Source organism: Pinirhizobacter sp. (assembly GCF_036499745.1).
Taxonomy (GTDB): domain Bacteria; phylum Pseudomonadota; class Gammaproteobacteria; order Xanthomonadales; family Rhodanobacteraceae; genus Pinirhizobacter.
The window spans coordinates 1-15,947 of sequence record NZ_DASYDG010000016.1 but is presented as its reverse complement, the minus strand read 5'-3'; the positions used below and the strand labels follow the sequence as shown (position 1 = coordinate 15,947).

General features: G+C 64.0%; 12 protein-coding genes. 6 read left to right on the top strand and 6 right to left on the bottom strand.

Annotated features, from left to right (window positions below; all coding sequences use genetic code 11):
• Positions 1-98: 98 nt before the first annotated feature.
• Genes VGM61_RS05955 through VGM61_RS05935 form a run of 5 tightly spaced genes read right to left on the bottom strand, consistent with a single transcriptional unit; the run spans position 99 to position 4,237 of the window.
• Positions 99-989 (bottom strand): cytochrome c oxidase subunit 3, encoded by an 891-nt coding sequence (locus VGM61_RS05955; RefSeq protein ID WP_331521822.1) that lies wholly within the window; start codon positions 987-989, stop codon positions 99-101.
• A gap of 32 nt (positions 990-1,021) precedes the next feature.
• Positions 1,022-1,192 carry a hypothetical protein gene (locus VGM61_RS05950; protein ID WP_331521821.1) on the bottom strand — a complete coding sequence of 57 codons (171 nt, stop codon included), beginning with the start codon at positions 1,190-1,192 and terminating at the stop codon, positions 1,022-1,024.
• Positions 1,161-2,786 carry a cytochrome c oxidase subunit I gene (ctaD, locus tag VGM61_RS05945; protein WP_331521820.1) on the bottom strand — a complete coding sequence of 542 codons (1,626 nt, stop codon included), beginning with the start codon at positions 2,784-2,786 and terminating at the stop codon, positions 1,161-1,163. Before ctaD ends, VGM61_RS05950 begins: the two co-directional genes overlap by 32 nt.
• A gap of 33 nt (positions 2,787-2,819) precedes the next feature.
• Positions 2,820-3,734: a cytochrome c oxidase subunit II gene (gene coxB, locus VGM61_RS05940; protein ID WP_331521819.1), complete on the bottom strand. Its 915-nt coding sequence runs from the start codon at positions 3,732-3,734 to the stop codon at positions 2,820-2,822.
• Between the two features lie 20 nt (positions 3,735-3,754).
• Complete coding sequence (locus tag VGM61_RS05935) at positions 3,755-4,237, bottom strand: DUF2244 domain-containing protein (protein ID WP_331521818.1); 483 nt, start codon at positions 4,235-4,237, stop codon at positions 3,755-3,757.
• A gap of 268 nt (positions 4,238-4,505) precedes the next feature.
• Here VGM61_RS05935 and putA point away from each other — a divergent pair, with 268 nt between their 5' ends.
• Positions 4,506-7,658 (top strand): bifunctional proline dehydrogenase/L-glutamate gamma-semialdehyde dehydrogenase PutA, encoded by a 3,153-nt coding sequence (putA, locus tag VGM61_RS05930; protein ID WP_331521817.1) that lies wholly within the window; start codon positions 4,506-4,508, stop codon positions 7,656-7,658.
• Between the two features lie 75 nt (positions 7,659-7,733).
• Here putA and VGM61_RS05925 read toward each other — a convergent pair whose 3' ends face one another.
• A complete protein-coding gene (locus tag VGM61_RS05925) occupies positions 7,734-8,057 on the bottom strand; it encodes a hypothetical protein (RefSeq protein ID WP_331521816.1) in 324 nt (107 codons plus the stop codon).
• A gap of 235 nt (positions 8,058-8,292) precedes the next feature.
• Here VGM61_RS05925 and VGM61_RS05920 point away from each other — a divergent pair, with 235 nt between their 5' ends.
• The 5 genes from VGM61_RS05920 (at position 8,293) to VGM61_RS05900 (ending at position 15,761) form a co-directional block, all read left to right on the top strand.
• Positions 8,293-9,342 carry an AraC family transcriptional regulator gene (locus VGM61_RS05920; protein ID WP_331521815.1) on the top strand — a complete coding sequence of 350 codons (1,050 nt, stop codon included), beginning with the start codon at positions 8,293-8,295 and terminating at the stop codon, positions 9,340-9,342.
• A gap of 119 nt (positions 9,343-9,461) precedes the next feature.
• The gene (locus tag VGM61_RS05915; RefSeq protein WP_331521814.1) at positions 9,462-10,700 is read left to right on the top strand and encodes a parallel beta-helix domain-containing protein; all 1,239 of its coding nucleotides are present in this window, start codon (positions 9,462-9,464) and stop codon (positions 10,698-10,700) included.
• Between the two features lie 3 nt (positions 10,701-10,703).
• Positions 10,704-11,861: an SO2930 family diheme c-type cytochrome gene (locus VGM61_RS05910; protein WP_331521813.1), complete on the top strand. Its 1,158-nt coding sequence runs from the start codon at positions 10,704-10,706 to the stop codon at positions 11,859-11,861.
• 32 nt (positions 11,862-11,893) lie between these two features.
• Positions 11,894-14,329 carry a TonB-dependent receptor gene (locus tag VGM61_RS05905; protein WP_331521812.1) on the top strand — a complete coding sequence of 812 codons (2,436 nt, stop codon included), beginning with the start codon at positions 11,894-11,896 and terminating at the stop codon, positions 14,327-14,329.
• Positions 14,330-14,381: 52 nt separating this feature from the next.
• Positions 14,382-15,761 (top strand): coniferyl aldehyde dehydrogenase, encoded by a 1,380-nt coding sequence (locus VGM61_RS05900; protein ID WP_331521811.1) that lies wholly within the window; start codon positions 14,382-14,384, stop codon positions 15,759-15,761.
• Positions 15,762-15,947: the final 186 nt, after the last annotated feature.

Sequence of the window (15,947 nt, the reverse complement as noted above, 5' to 3'; positions counted from 1 at the left end):
GTCGGGCGCCACCCTGGGAACGCTTCCGCAGGAGGGCAAAGCCCGACGAGGACTTAGTGACCGGGGTGGCGCCCGACGGCTCCCTCCCCTCACCGCCCTTAGAGGACGTAGACGAACATGAACAGGGCGAGCCAGACCACGTCGACGAAGTGCCAGTACCAGGCGACGGCTTCGAAGCCGAAGTGGTGGTCGCGGGTGAAGTGGCCCTTGGCGCAGCGCAACCAGATGATCGCCAGCATGATGGTGCCCAGGGTCACGTGCATGCCGTGGAAGCCGGTGAGCATGAAGAACGTGGCACCGTACACGCCGCTGTGCAGCGTGAGGTTGAAGTGCGTGTAGGCCTCCATGTACTCGTGCGACTGGCAGAACAGGAAGAGGCTGCCCAGCAGCACGGTAAGGCCCAGGAACAGCAGCAGCTGGCCGCGGCGTCCGCCACGCAGGGCGTGGTGGGCGATGGTGATGGTAACGCCTGATGACAGCAGGATCAGCGTGTTCAGCAGGGGCAGGCCCCAAGCCGGGATCGTCTGGAAGGCGCCGCCGATGGCTTCCGGACCACCGCCGCCGCCGGCTCCCCAGGCTGCCGTGTAGTTCGACCACAGGAACTGGTGGGTAAGTACGCCATGGCCTTCGCCGCCCAGCCAGGGCAAGGAGAACATGCGGGCGTAGAACAGGGCACCGAAGAAGGCACCGAAGAACATCACTTCGGAGAAGATGAACCACAACATGCCCATGCGGAAAGAACGATCCACCTGGTCGTTGTAGCTGCCGGCGCGCGATTCATGGATGACCGAGCGGAACCAGCCGAAGAACATGAACAGCACCAGGGCCACACCGGTCCAGAACATGCTTTTGCCCAGACCGGCTTCGCCGGGCTGTGCGTTGAGCCAGTGGGCCGCACCGTAGACAGTGGTGAACATGGCAATGGCCGCGACGATCGGCCAGTAGCTGTTCTTCGGTACGTAGTAGACGTCGTCTTGCTGGTGACCCATGGTGTGTTCCCGTGGATAGCTTGTTTTTACGCTCAAACGTTGAGCATCTGCAAAATCGACAGCAGGAAGATCGCGATGGCAATGCCGCCGACGATCCAGGCGGTGCGCCGGGCGCGCTTGCGGCGCGCCTGGAATTCCGCTTCCTGCTGGTGTGTATGGGCGTTCACAAGATCAATGGTCGACGTGGCCGTGGGCCAGTTCATCGTCGTTGATCACCGGCGGCACGGCGAAGGTATGGTGGGGAGCCGGCGAAGGCACCGTCCATTCCAGGCCCTTGGCGCCTTCCCACGAACGATCGGGCGACTTCTTCTTGGCAAAGAACACGGTGTGGATTATCACGCCCAGGAAGATCAGCTGCGAGGCACCGAACCAGAAGCCGCCGATGGAGCTGATCATGTTGAAGTTGGCGAACGCGACGTTGTAATCGGGGATGCGGCGCGGCATGCCGGCCAGGCCCAGGAAGTGCTGCGGGAAGAACAGCACGTTCACCGAGATCACGCTGGACCAGAAATGGATCTTGCCCCAGGTCTCGTTGTACATGTTGCCCGACCACTTCGGGATCCAGTAATAGGCCGCGGCGATGATCGCGAAGGCAGCGCCCGTTACCAGCACGTAGTGGAAGTGCGCCACCACGAAATAGGTGTCGTGGTACTGGAAGTCGGCCGGGGCAAGGGCAAGCATCAGGCCCGAGAAGCCGCCGATGGTGAACAGGATGACGAACGCGATGGAGAACAGCATCGGCGTTTCGAAGGTCAGCGAGCCGCCCCACATGGTGGTGACCCAGTTGAACACCTTCACGCCGGTCGGCACCGCGATCAGCATGGTGGCGTACATGAAGAAGATCTCCGCGCCCATCGGCAGGCCCACGGCGAACATGTGGTGCGCCCAGACGATGAACGAGAGGAAGGCGATCGAGGCAATCGCGAACACCATCGCCTTGTAGCCGAAGATCGGCTTGCGGGCGAAGGTCGGGATGATCTCCGACACGATGCCGAACGCCGGCAGGATCATGATGTAGACCTCCGGGTGCCCGAAGAACCAGAAGATGTGCTGGTACAGGATCGGATCGCCGCCGCCGGCGGCGTTGAAGAAGTTGGTGCCGAAGTATTTATCGGTGAGCAGCATCGTCACGGCGCCGGCCAGTACCGGCATGACCGCGATCAGCAGGAAGGCGGTGATCAGCCAGCTCCACACGAACACCGGCATCTTCAACAGATCCATGCCGGGGGCGCGCATGTTCAGGATGGTGGCGATGATGTTGATCGCGCCCATGATGGAGGAGATGCCCATCAGGTGGATCGCGAATATCGTGTAGGCGATCGACTCACCCTGCAGCGACAGCGGTGGGTACATGGTCCAGCCACCGGCGGGGCCGCCACCGGGCATGAACAGGGTGGACAGCAGCACGCAGAAGGCGAACGGCATGAGCCAGAACGACAGGTTGTTCATGCGCGGCAGCGCCATGTCCGGCGCGCCCACCATCAGCGGGATCATCCAGTTGGCCAGGCCGACGAAGGCCGGCATGATCGCGCCGAAAATCATCACCAGCGCATGCAGCGTGGTCATTTCATTGAAGAAATAAGGCTGCACCAGCTGCAGGCCGGGCTTGAAGAGCTCGGCGCGGATCACCATGGCGAAGCTGCCGCCGATAAAGAACATGGTGAGCGCGAACACCAGGTACAGGGTACCGATGTCCTTATGGTTGGTGGAGAACACCCACCGCTCGATGAAGTTCCTCGGCGGACCGTGATGCTCGTGGTCGTGGTGATCGTGTTGGTCGTGGGCTGCGTGGGCCATGGCCTAAACCTCTACCTGCAATGCGTGTACGGATTAACCCTGGCCCTTGGGCGCGGGAGCGGGCTGTGCGGTCTGGGCGGTCTGCGAAGCCTTCTGCAGTTTCGCCTCGTCCTGCTGGGTGGCCAGCCACTGTTCGAATTCGGCCTTGGGCACGGCCTTGACCACGATCGGCATGAAGCCGTGGTCCTGGCCGCACAACTCGGCGCACTGCCCGCGGTAGACGCCAGGCTCCTTGATGTTGGTCCAGGCGGAGTTGATCACGCCGGGGATGGCATCCATCTTCCAGCCCAGCGCGGGCACCCACCAGGAGTGGATGACGTCGCCGCCGGTAATGACGAAGCGCACCTTGGTGTTGACGGGCAGCACCAGCGGGTGGTCGACGTCGAGCAGGTAGGTGTTATAGCCATCCACCTGCACCTTGCCCGGATCCATGCCGGAGCCCAGCTGGCGGGTACGGTCGCTGCGACCGTCGAGCTTGGACATGAAGCCGACCTTCTCTACCGCCTTGCCCTGGTAATCGATGTAGTCGTAGCGCCACTTCCACTGGTAACCGGTGACCTTGACGGTCATTTCCGAACCGGTGGTGTCGGCGAAGCTGACCAGGCCACCGGTGGCAAGCTTGGCCAGCACGATCAGGATGATGATCGGCACACCCGTCCACAGCGCTTCGAGCTTGGTGTTGTGGGTCCACTTTTCGGCCACGGCACCGCGCGACTTGCGGAACTTGAACATCGAGATGAACATCGCGCCGAAGACGACGATGCCGATCACGACACATACGCCGAAGGCCACGTTGTTTAGGAAATAAGGCTCGCCCGACCATGTCGTGACGCCCTTGGTGAGGTTCAACTGGTCCGGCTGGGGATTCGCCCACACCGCCCCGCCAAACAGGGCGAGGGCCGTCGTGGCCACTGCCTTCATCGAACGCCTGATGCCGCCAGATGTCATGTCTTGCACCTTTATTGAACCTACCTGCGCGGCTGGTCGTTGATTTCCGCCAGCAACACCATGAGTTTCCGTGACGCTTCGACTTTTTCCTCTTCCCCGAGGAAAGCGCCGATTTCAAGCTCGCGGCCGTGCGACTTGAGCACGAGCCGTTGTCTCCCATTGCCCGGCAGCAGCCGGACACGAACCCAGTACGGCTGGAAGGAGGCACGGCGCCGTCCGGGCAGCCATTGCACTTCCAGCTTGTCGCCTTCCACCACGATCCGCTCGCCATGGCCACCCGCGCGCCAGGCCAGGCCCAGCAGCGATGCCACCGCCACGGACTCCAGCAGCGCGAAAACCGGGGCGAACACGTTGCCCTGCCACGCACAGATACAGGCGACCGAAATGGACAGGGCAGCCAGCGACCACGACAACCGATGCAAACCACGCCGACTGAGCGCGCGGTTGGGCCGGAGCCAAACAACGCGCGGCAAGCCAGCGATGGCTGGACGGAGCACGACCATGGGAGCACCTGTCCCTCGGAACAGCGGAATGATAGGCCGCTGGGGGTGTAACCGGCAAGGTTGACGTGTATCGGGAACGGCGCCGGCAACGTTGCGACATGCGGCAATTTGCCTCAAGCAGTAATTTATGCCCCGGTGCGTGAAGCCCGCGGGGCGCATGCGTGGGCGTCCGGTGACCGTCCCGGCGCGGGCGGCCGTCGTAAGCGGCCACCCACAGCCGGCGCGTACAATGCGCGGCTGATCCCCTTCCCACTGAAGCTCCCACGCCGTGAACGAACCCATCCTGAGCGTCGACCTGCCCGGCACCGCCAGTCCCGCGCGCGCGCGCATCACCGCGGCCTGGCTTCGCGATGAAACCGAGGCCGTGAACGACCTGCTGGCCCAGGCCACCCTGCCGCCGGTCGAGCGCGAACAGGTGATCGACGTGGCCGCGGGGCTGGTAACCCGGGTCCGCGCCCGCGCCAAGGACCAGTCTGCCGTCGAAAGCTTCATGCGCCAGTACGATCTTTCCTCCGAGGAAGGCGTGCTGCTGATGTGCGTGGCCGAAGCCCTGCTGCGCATCCCGGACAAGACCACCGCCGACAAGCTCATCCGCGACAAGCTCGGCGAGGCTAACTGGAAGAAACACCTGGGCCAGAGCGAATCACTGTTCGTCAACGCCTCCACCTGGGGGCTGATGCTCACAGGCCACCTGGTGAGCCTGGCCGAGGAAACCCGCCACGACTTCACCAGCGCCCTGCGCCGCCTGGTAGGCCGGGCCGGTGAGCCGGTGATCCGCCTGGCCGTGCGCCAGGCCATGCGCATCATGGGCCACCAGTTCGTGATGGGCCGCACCATCGGTGAGGCGCTGGATCGTTCGGCCGAAAAAGAACACGCCGTCTATCGCTATTCGTACGACATGCTGGGCGAGTCCGCGCTGACGCAAGAAACTGCGGAGCGCTACCAGCAGGATTACCGCGACGCGATCAATGCGATCGGCTCGCGCGGGCCGTTCGCCAGCAATCTCGAAGCCCCCTCGATTTCGGTCAAGCTGTCGGCGTTGCATCCGCGATACGAGGTGGCCAACCGCGAGCGTGCCCGCCGCGAGCTCACTGTAAAGCTGCTCGAGCTTTCACAGCTGGCCATGAAGAACGGCATCGCCCTGTCGGTGGATGCCGAGGAAACCGACCGGCTGGAGCTGTCGCTGGACATCGTCGGCGATGTCTTCGCCCACCCGTCGCTGGAAGGCTGGAATGGTTTAGGGCTGGTGATCCAGGCCTACCAGAAACGCGCACCGTTCGTGATCGACTGGGTCACCGAGAAAGCCCTTGAAGCCGGCCGCCGCTGGTACGTGCGCCTGGTGAAGGGCGCCTATTGGGACGCCGAGGTCAAGCGCGCGCAGGAGGGCGGCCTGGGCGGCTACCCGGTGTATACGCGCAAGCCCAATACCGATGTGTCGTACCTGGCCTGTGCGGAACGCCTGTTCGCCGCCGGCGCCGACGCGGTGTACCCGCAGTTCGCCACGCACAATGCGCACACCATCGCCGCCATCCACCACATGTCGCGTGGCCGTGCCTACGAGAACCAGCGCCTGCACGGCATGGGCGCGGACCTCTACGCCGAGGTGATCGGCAAGGACAAGCTCAACGTCCCCTGTCGCGTGTACGCACCGGTGGGCACGCACGAGGATCTCCTGCCCTACCTGGTGCGCCGCCTGCTGGAAAACGGCGCCAACACCAGCTTCGTCAACCGCGTGGTCGACGAAAGCGTGCCCGTCCGCGACCTGGTCGCTGATCCTTGCGAAATCGTCCGCGCTTTCGCCTCCATTCCCCACCCGCGCATCCCGCAGCCGGTGAACCTCTACGGTGAACTTCGGAAGAATTCCATGGGCATGAACTTTGCGAACGATAACGAACTGAAGGCGCTGGCCGAATCCATCCACACGCAGGCCGGCCCATGGCATGCCGCGCCGCTGGTACCGGGCGCCGCGGCTCCGGGCGCCGCCGTGGATGTCACTGACCCATCGGATCGCCGCCGCGTGGTGGGCACGGTAAGCAACGCTACCGACGCCACCGTCGAAAAGGCCCTGGCCAACGCCGTTGCCGCGCAACCAGGCTGGGACCGTCTGCCAGCCGCCAGCCGCGCGGCGATCCTGGAACACGCTGCCGAGCAACTGGAAACCCGTCGCGGCGAGTTCATCGCACTGTGCGTGCGCGAGGCCGGCAAGAGCCTGCCCGACGCTATCGCGGAAATCCGCGAGGCAGCGGATTTCCTGCGCTATTACGCGACCATGGCGCGCCGCCTGTTCGGCCATCCCGAACAACTGCCCGGCCCCACCGGCGAAAGCAACCAGCTGTCCCTGCATGGCCGCGGTGTGTTCGTCTGCATCAGCCCCTGGAATTTCCCGCTGGCGATCTTCCTTGGCCAGGTGAGCGCCGCCCTGGCCGCCGGTAATTCGGTGATCGCCAAGCCCGCCGAGCAGACATCGCTGATCGGCCATGAGGCGGTCAAGTTGTTGCACGAAGCCGGCGTGCCGCGCGATGTGCTGCAATACCTTCCAGGCGATGGCGCCACGGTCGGTGCCGCCCTCACCCGCGATCCCCGCGTGGCTGGCGTGGCCTTTACCGGCTCCACCGACACTGCCTGGGCCATCAATCGCGCACTGGCCGCGCGCAATGCCCCGATCGCGGCGCTGATCGCCGAGACCGGCGGCCAGAACGCGATGATCGCCGATTCGTCGGCGCTGCCTGAGCAGATCGTCAAGGACGTGATCGCCTCGGCGTTCCAGTCGGCCGGCCAGCGTTGTTCGGCGGCCCGCGTGCTGTTCGTGCAGGACGACATCGCCGACAAGGTGATGTCGATGCTCGCCGGCGCCATGGCCGAACTCACCGTGGGTGATCCGGGCCAGCTTTCCACCGACGTAGGTCCGGTGATCGACGAAGATGCAAAAAAGATCCTGGTCGACCACGCCGCCCGCATGGATGCCGAAGCCCGCAGGATCGCCGAAGTCGCGCTCCCCGCTTCTACCGGCAACGGTACCTATTTCGCCCCGCGCGCCTACGAACTGAAATCACTCGCCCAGCTCACCCGCGAGGTGTTCGGCCCGGTGCTGCATGTGATCCGCTGGAAAGCGGATGAACTGGACAAGGTCGTGGATCAGATCAACGCCACCGGCTACGGCCTCACCCTTGGTATCCACAGCCGCATCGACGACACGGTGAATTACATCCAGTCGCATGCGCGGGTAGGCAACTGTTACGTCAACCGGAACCAGATCGGCGCGGTAGTGGGCGTGCAGCCCTTCGGCGGCGAGGCCCTGTCCGGCACCGGCCCCAAGGCCGGCGGCCCGCATTACCTGTTGCGCTTCGCCAACGAACGCACGCTCACCATCAACACTACTGCCGCGGGCGGCAACGCCTCGTTGCTGACGATAGGTGAGTAATCTGGCTGGGCATGGCGAACACGGGGCAGAAGATCCCGCGGCGCCATGCCCAGCCTGTTCAATTAGTTCAGCCAGCTAGTTCAGCGTGACGGTGTCGAACATGAAGGTGCCGCAATCATCGATGCACCTCAAAGTAACGTTTGTGCCCGTTGTGTGTGACAACGTCAGCAGCTGCAGGATACCCATGCCCGGGGCATCGTTAAGATTGCGGCCTCCATGCAACTTCCATTCCCGATCCGGCTGCCCGTCCAGCTTAACGACGATACTGGCGCCGCCATCGTCATCGCCAATGCGAATGGATTCGACGACGCCTTTTACGGTGGGATTGATCTGTGCCGCCGTGGGTAGGGCGGTGATGGCGAGCAGTCCGGCAATGAGTAGTGTTTGTTTCGCTTTCATCAGTCAGTCCGTGATGCGCCCGGCTCGGGCGCGGAATCATTAGACGAGACAGAGATGCTCATGCGCTGCCGGCAGATGACGAAGGGTTGGTAGGCGAATGCCCATCGGGTAAGTATCAGTTGCAACCCCTCAAGGCTTATTCGCGGTGAGTTTGCCGGCAAGATGTTGCGATGCGTTAACGCCTCCCCGCTGCCAGGTGCCATGATCGGCGCCTGGACAGCTGGGGAGCGGTTCGATGAAATCCATCGCAGGCATCCATAACCCCGCCGACGATCCTCGCTATACGGCGGTGGAAATTCCCCCCAACGTGCTGCTTGGGCTCACCCTCCTTGCCGATCGCGACGGCGTGGATTGCACACCCTGGTTTGCAGGGTTGCCACTTGATCGCAGCCAGATCGCCGATCCGGACGCGCGCGTCTCCTACCGGCAGGCCGCCATCGTCCTGCGCCGCGCCCTGCTCGCCGTCGGCGACCCGGCACTGGGCATGCGCGCCGGGCGGGACGGCAATCTGGGCAGCTTCGGCCTGCTGGGGCTGGCGATGATGACGTCGGCCTCCTTTGGCGATGCCATGCGCGTGGGCATCGAAAACCATAAAGTGTGCGGCTCGCTGCTGGATATCGGTTTCGACATGCCCGGTCCGCGCGAAGCGGCCCTGGTGGCCTGGCCACGCTTCGGCGAACACGCCTTGCTGCCGTTCCTCTGTGAGGAGCTCTTCGCCAGCTGCCTGGCGGTGGCGCGGGAGTTGGTAGGCCCCGCCTTGCGGCCGCTACGGCTGGAACTGACCTACCCCCGTCCAGCCTACGTCCGGCAGTACATGGATTTCTTCCAGTGCGAGCTGCGTTTTGGTGCACCCGCCAACCAGATCGTGATGGACGCGCGTTGGCTGGAGGTACCCCTTCCCGGCTACAACGCACGCACCCGGCAACAGGCGCTGGCCATCTGCACACGCGAGTTGCCGCACGGCACCAGTTCCGACGAAGTGGTGATGGCCGTTGAGCAACTGCTGCGCTCTCGACTACGCGAACATCCACGGCTTCCCGAGGTCGCCCGTTGCCTCAACATGAGCGAGCGCTCGCTCCGCCGCCGGCTGGCTGAGGGTGGCCGGGTATTCCGGGATATCCACGACCAGTTGCGTGCCGAGCGGGCCATGGAGCTGCTTTACGCCGGGCACCTGAGCGTGGCGGAAGTGGGCGCGGAGATCGGCTTCGCCGACCCGCGCGAGTTCCGGCGCGCATTCAAACGCTGGACCGGCATGCCGCCGCGGGATGCCCGTCGCGCCGCTTAAGTCCGAGAGTTGGCCGATTTTCCCCCCATCGTCGGCGCAACGCCCCTCCCTCCCCCGATCCGTCAGGCGGCAGATTGCAGGACAGGCGACGAACAGTTGTTTGAATCGGGGAGAGTTCCATGCGAGCGACGATTATCCTGGCCGCCACGGCCCTGGGCCTTGCTGCCTGTAGCGGGCAGTCCGCGGCACCAACAGCCGATACCAGCAGTGCCAGCGACAGCTTCGAAGCCAAACTCCAGCAGCAACTGCTCGACGCAAAGCCTGGCAGCGTGGTGGATATCCCCGCCGGGCATTACAGCCTGAAGCGGGGCCTTAGCCTGCGCACCGATGGCGTCACCATCCGCGGCGCCGGCAAGGACAAGACGGTCCTTTCATTCAAGGACCAGATCACCGGCCCCGAGGGCCTGCTGGTGAATGCCAACGACTTCACCATCGAACATCTCGCCATCGAGGACACCAAGGGCGACGGGCTGAAGATCAACCAGGGACGGCACATCACCATCCGCGATGTACGCGTGGAATGGACCGGCGGCCCGAAGACCACCAACGGCGCCTATGGCATTTATCCGGTGAAGACCCAGGACACCCTGATCGAGGATTCCGTCGCCATCGGCGCCTCCGATGCCGGCATCTACGTGGGCCAGTCCAACAACATCATCGTGCGCCGCAACCGCGCGCAATCGAACGTGGCAGGCATCGAGATCGAGAACTCGATCGGCGCGGATGTCTATGAAAACACGGCCGTCGGCAACACCGGCGGCATCCTGGTGTTCAACATGCCCAACCTGTCGCAGCCCGGTCATGCCACTCGCGTTTTCAAGAACCAGGTGCGCGACAACAACACCGCCAACTTCGCCGCCAAGGGCGCCGCGGTCGCCAGCGTTCCGGCAGGCTCCGGTGTCGTGGTCAACTCCAACGACAAGGTGGAGATCTTCGACAACGACATCGTCAATCACCAGACGGCGAACGTGATCATCTCCAGCTATTTCTCGACCAACTACTACAACAAGAAGGGTGTGGATCCCAACTACAACCCTTACCCGAAGGGCATCTTCATCTACGGCAACCGTTTCACCGGCGGCGGCGATTCTCCCGACGGCATGAAGCTGAAAATGCTCAAGACCGCCGTGTACGGCATGGGCGGCCGCTTCCCCGACATCCTCTGGGACGGTTTTGTCGACGAGAAGACCCTGGTCGACGGCCTGCCACCGGCGACCGACCGCCTGTGCGTCCAGAACGGCCCGGTGGGTGTGCTCAACGCCGACGGTCCGCACGACTACGACAAACCCAGCACCGACACCCGCCCCTATCAATGCACGCTGCCCAAACTCCCCGCGATCGAGCTGGGCAAGGGCTAAGGCATGCATCGAAAATTCAGCGGGTGCGTGGCCACCGTGCTCTTGCTTGTGCTCTGCGGGATGATTTCCGCTTGCCACCGGCAGATGCCTCCAGTGACTTTCCATGCCGAGGGCCGTCCGGCGCTCTTGTCCGAATGGCATGTGGTGGCCGTGGTCGACGGCAAGCTGGTGCTGAACCAGGGCGTGGTGCCATACGACCTCACCACCCCGCTTTTTACCGACTATGCGCACAAGCTGCGCACGATATGGATGCCGCAAGGCAGCCACGCCAACTACGACGCTGAGCAGACCTTCGACTTCCCGGTCGGCACGGTCATCAGCAAGACGTTCTACTACCCGCGCGCCGCTGGCGGTCCGGAAGGCACGGTGCTGCGCACGTACGACAGTTCACGGGACTTCGCAGGCACAGGCCTTGATCTTGCCCACGTGCATCTGGTCGAGACGCGCATCCTGGTGCGCCGGGCATCGGGCTGGGCCGCCATTCCCTACGTGTGGAATGCCGGGCAAACCGAAGCGAACCTTGCCCGCACCGGCGCCGTGCTGCCGCTTACCCTGCTCGACGACGCCGGCGCACGCGAGGCGTTCAACTACGTGGTGCCGGATGAAAGCCAGTGTTCAAGCTGCCACGCGCGTGACTGGGTCACGCGGCAGATCGCGCCGATCGGGCCGAAGGCCCGTCACCTCAACCGCGACTACGACTATGCAGACGGGCGGGAAAACCAGCTGGCGCACCTGGCGCGCGTGGGCTACCTGCAGGGCTTGCCTGTCGCCGCGCAGATCCCGCGCAACGCCAACTGGATGGATACCCGCCAGCCACTTCAGGCGCGTGCCCGCGCCTACCTGGATATCAACTGTGGCCATTGCCACAACCCGAAGGGCGCCGCCAACACCACCGCGCTCACACTCGACGTCACCGTCGGTAACGACCGTCACCTGGGTATCTGCAAGCCAGCCGTGGCCGCCGGCCGTGGCACGGGTGATCACATGTTCGACATCGTGCCGGGGCAACCCGATGCGTCGATCCTGCCGTATCGCATGGCGTCGTCGGAACCGGGCGTGATGATGCCCGAGATCGGCCGAAGCACCGTCCACCGGGAGGGGGTGGCGCTGATCCGCGCCTGGATCGCTTCACAACAAGGTGCGTGCGTCGCCAGGGAATAAACCGAAGCTTTCATCATGGGGGAGATGATTCGATGGCAAACCACATCAACCGCCGCGCCGGCATCCGTACCTGCGCGGTACTGGCCGCCAGCATCGCCAGCGTCACGGCAAGCTGGGCCCAGGAAGCCGATACGGCGAAGCCCGCCGACACCAGCCGGGCTACCGAGCTTGGCAACATCACTGTTACCGCGCAAAACCGGACGCAGGAAATGCAGTCGGTGCCGATCCCACTGCAGATCGTCACGGCCAAACAGATCGATACGCTGGCGGCGACGGATCTGAGCAAGATGAGCCTCTTCGTGCCGGGCCTCGTGGTCGGCGGCGATCAGCCGACGCAACCCCGCTACCAGTTGCGAGGCATCAGTACCGGCGACTTCGGCATCGGTACCGAGCCCGCCGTGGGCGTGTATGTGGATGGCGTCTATGCCGCGCGTTCGGGAGGCGCGCTACTGGCCTTCAACGACATCAAACGAATCGAGGTGTTGAAAGGGCCGCAAGGCACCCTGTTCGGCCGCAATGCCGCCGGCGGTGCGATCTCCATCATCACCAACGAACCAGGCGATACCCTGGAAGGGCGTGCCCGCGTTCGCTTTGGCGACTACGGCAGGCGTTACGTCGATGCCTTGCTGAATATTCCTGCAGGCAAGGACATGGCCTTCCGCATTTCAGTGCTGGACAACCAGTCCGACGGCTGGGTGAAGGACGCAGCCACGGGCCGTCACTACGGGCGCGACGACGACTGGGGCACGCGCGCTGCCTGGCGTTGGAATGTCACTGGCAATACCCGGGTGCTGCTGACCTGGGACCACGAGGAACTGAAGCAACCCCCAAGCCCCTCCTTCGGCATCGCCCCGCTGCCCACCACACCCGATGGCCGGCCGCCGTATCCACCGGACCCCGCGACCTACCGCAACCCCTTGCACGTGCCGCTGCTCAATGACGCGGTAAACGCCAGCGAAGGCCGCCGCTTCGACGGTGCCACCCTGGTGATCGATCACTCGACGGACTTCGGAAGCTTTACCTCCACCACCGCGTGGCGAAACTTCGACACGCACAACCGCGGCGATTACGACGGCACCAACAGCATCCTGACCTACCTGGATACCGACAACATCGAGCACAACAACAGTTGGTACCAGGAATTCAAGTTTGCCGGCAATAACGACGTGGCGGACTGGGTAGGGGGCGTGAGCTATTACCAGGAGCAGGCACGCCAGACCAGCCAGACCAACGTCTTCACCGACAGCATCGACACCCTGGCGCTGAACCTGGGCGTGCCCACGGGAACCCCTGACGGCACCATCTACCACTACTTCGACGCCCTGCTGCAAGGCGCGGGCCTGCCCTTCCGTCTGCTAGGTGACCCCTGGACCGAGCAGATCTCCAATGTCGGCCGGTTCAAGTCATACGCCGCCTACGGCGACGTGATCTGGCACCTTAACGACCGCATGAACCTCACCACAGGCGTGCGTTACACGCGCGATACCAAGGATTTCTCCTGGTTCAACGCGCCGCGCCGCGCCGATGCGCTGGACGACACCATCAATACGCTGGATGCGCTCGGCCTGCTGGCGGCGGTCGGCGTGGACCCGGCACAGTTCCGCCAGAACCTGATCTTCACCGACGCGGTCGGCGTGCCGGTGAGTTTCCACGACAGCTGGTCCGACGTAAGCCCACGCGCCGTGCTCGACTACCGGTTCACACCGTCGAGCATGGGCTATGTATCGGTGACCAAGGGCTACAAGGCAGGCGGCTACAACAGCGTGCAGGTGGGTTCGCGCTTCGAGCCGGAAAAGGTCTGGAACTACGAAGCAGGCATCAAGAACGTGTTTGAAGATGCGCACCTTCTGCTCAATGGTTCGGTTTACTACTACCGCTACACCAACAAGCAGTCGCTTACCCTGGACCCGAATACCGCGGGCTCCGGCGTGCCCCGCTATCTGGTCAACAGCAGCGACCAGGATGCCCACGGCGTGGAGCTGGAAGCACAATGGCAACCCGTGGACGGCATGCGCGTCTATGGCAACGTCGCCTACATCGACGCCACCTACCGCAATACGGTGGCCCCCGATGGCGTGAAGTTGTCCGGCCAGCCCACCGGCGAGCCGCTTTTTTCCTTCGCAGGGGGATTCGGCTACACCTGGCATGGCGTGCTGCACGGCGACCTGGCCTTCGACATCCAGCATGCCTATCGCGGCAAATCCCGCTGCAACGATGATTCGGTGCTGCAGGGTGATTGCGAAGTCAGCCCGAACTTCAACACCGGCAGCGCGCAGAACCGAACCGACGCCCGGCTGGACTGGCAGTCGCAGGGCGGCACCTGGGGCGCGGCGATCTACGGCAACAATGTGTTCAACCGCCGGTATGTCACCGGCGTCAACAACATCAGCACGTCGGTGTTCGGCACGCCGTTCGCCAGCATCACCCCACCACGCATGTGGGGCGTGGAACTACGGGCCAAATTCTGAACACGGATTGATGTAAAACATTTGCACCAGACAAACGACGGGCTTTTCACCCATGCAAAAGATCCTGGACACCATGCGCGCGGCCCAGCGCAACGAACCACCGGCCGACGGCGCCACGCGCCGCGACCGCCTGGACCGGCTTGCCTCACTGGTGCGTGACAACCGCGACGCGATCGCCACGGCGATCAGTGCCGACTTCGGCCAGCGCTCGAGTGAGGAAACCGCACTGCTGGAGGTGTTTCCAAGCCTCGGCGGCATCAAGCACGCACGTAAACATGTACGCCGCTGGATGCGCGTGCGCCGGCACTGGGCCGAGTTCTGGTTCCTGCCCGCGCGCGTGGCCCTGCAACCGCAAGCGCTGGGTGTGATCGGCATCATCGTGCCCTGGAATTACCCCCTGTACCTGGCCATCGGCCCCATCACCGATGCGCTGGCAGCAGGCAACCGCGTGATGGTGAAGATGTCCGAACTCACACCGGTATTCTCGGCACTGTTCGCCGACCTCGTCGCCCGTTATTTCCGCGCGGATGAAGTCGCCGTGGTCAATGGCGACGCGGAAGTCGCCGCGGCATTCTCCGCCCTGCCCTTCGACCATCTGCTATTCACTGGCTCCACCGCCGTGGGCCGGCATGTGATGCGCGCGGCTTCGGCCAACCTCACGCCCGTCACCCTTGAACTTGGCGGTAAGTCCCCCGCCATCATCGGTCCCGGCGCACGCATGGACCACGCGGTAGAGCGCATCGTCTTCGGCAAGCTGGTGAACGCCGGGCAGACCTGCATCGCGCCCGATTACGTACTGCTTCCGCGCAATCAGGTCGATGATTTCATCACCCTCGTGACCCGACGCGTGGAGACGTTCTACCCCTCAATCGCAGAAAACACGCAGTACACCTCGATCGTTAACGACCGCCACTTCGACCGCCTCAGCGCTTGGCGTGACGAAGCGGTAGCTGCCGGCGCGAAAGCCCATATGCTCGGCAGCGAACAAGGCACGCGCCGACTCGCACCCACCCTACTCACCAACGTAACCGGCGACATGACGGTGATGCAGGAAGAAATCTTCGGCCCCCTGCTCCCGATCGTGCCCTACGACCGCATCGAGGACGCCATCGACTTCGTCAACGACCGCCCCCATCCGCTGTCGCTATACCTGTTCGCCGACGACAGTCGCGTCATCGAAGACGTACTCACCCGCACCCGCGCCGGCGGCGTCACCATCAATGACACACTGTTCCACATCGCCCAGCACAACCTCCCTTTCGGCGGCGTCGGCCCCTCAGGCATGGGCGCCTACCACGGCAAAGCCGGCTTCGACACCTTCTCACGCCTCAAGCCCATCCTCCGCCAGGCCCGCTTCAACGGCGTAGGCCTGCTCAACCCCCCGTACGGCGCCCGCTTCCGCCGGATGCTTTCGGTCATGCTCGGGCGTTAGAGCGTGGGTGCTGGGGCGAGGTGAGGCTGGGGGGTGTCATTTTCCTCACTAAGTCCTCGTCGGGCTTCGCCCTCCTGCGGAAGCGTTCCGAAAACGACACCCCCCAGCCTCACCCGGCACGCACCGGTGAACTTCGGAGAGAACCTGACGCCGCATGCTCCAGCGCTCACGCGGCCAGGGCTTTCC

Excerpts from the sequence above, each read along its gene's own strand:
- VGM61_RS05955 (WP_331521822.1), bottom strand. The coding sequence starts at position 989 with ATGGGTCACCAGCAAGACGACGTCTACTACGTACCGAAGAACAGCTAC.
- VGM61_RS05950 (WP_331521821.1), bottom strand. The coding sequence starts at position 1,192 with ATGAACTGGCCCACGGCCACGTCGACCATTGATCTTGTGAACGCCCAT.
- ctaD (WP_331521820.1), bottom strand. The coding sequence starts at position 2,786 with ATGGCCCACGCAGCCCACGACCAACACGATCACCACGACCACGAGCAT.
- coxB (WP_331521819.1), bottom strand. The coding sequence starts at position 3,734 with ATGACATCTGGCGGCATCAGGCGTTCGATGAAGGCAGTGGCCACGACG.
- VGM61_RS05935 (WP_331521818.1), bottom strand. The coding sequence starts at position 4,237 with ATGGTCGTGCTCCGTCCAGCCATCGCTGGCTTGCCGCGCGTTGTTTGG.
- VGM61_RS05925 (WP_331521816.1), bottom strand. The coding sequence starts at position 8,057 with ATGAAAGCGAAACAAACACTACTCATTGCCGGACTGCTCGCCATCACC.
- VGM61_RS05920 (WP_331521815.1), top strand. The coding sequence starts at position 8,293 with ATGAAATCCATCGCAGGCATCCATAACCCCGCCGACGATCCTCGCTAT.
- VGM61_RS05915 (WP_331521814.1), top strand. The coding sequence starts at position 9,462 with ATGCGAGCGACGATTATCCTGGCCGCCACGGCCCTGGGCCTTGCTGCC.
- VGM61_RS05910 (WP_331521813.1), top strand. The coding sequence starts at position 10,704 with ATGCATCGAAAATTCAGCGGGTGCGTGGCCACCGTGCTCTTGCTTGTG.
- VGM61_RS05905 (WP_331521812.1), top strand. The coding sequence starts at position 11,894 with ATGGCAAACCACATCAACCGCCGCGCCGGCATCCGTACCTGCGCGGTA.
- VGM61_RS05900 (WP_331521811.1), top strand. The coding sequence starts at position 14,382 with ATGCAAAAGATCCTGGACACCATGCGCGCGGCCCAGCGCAACGAACCA.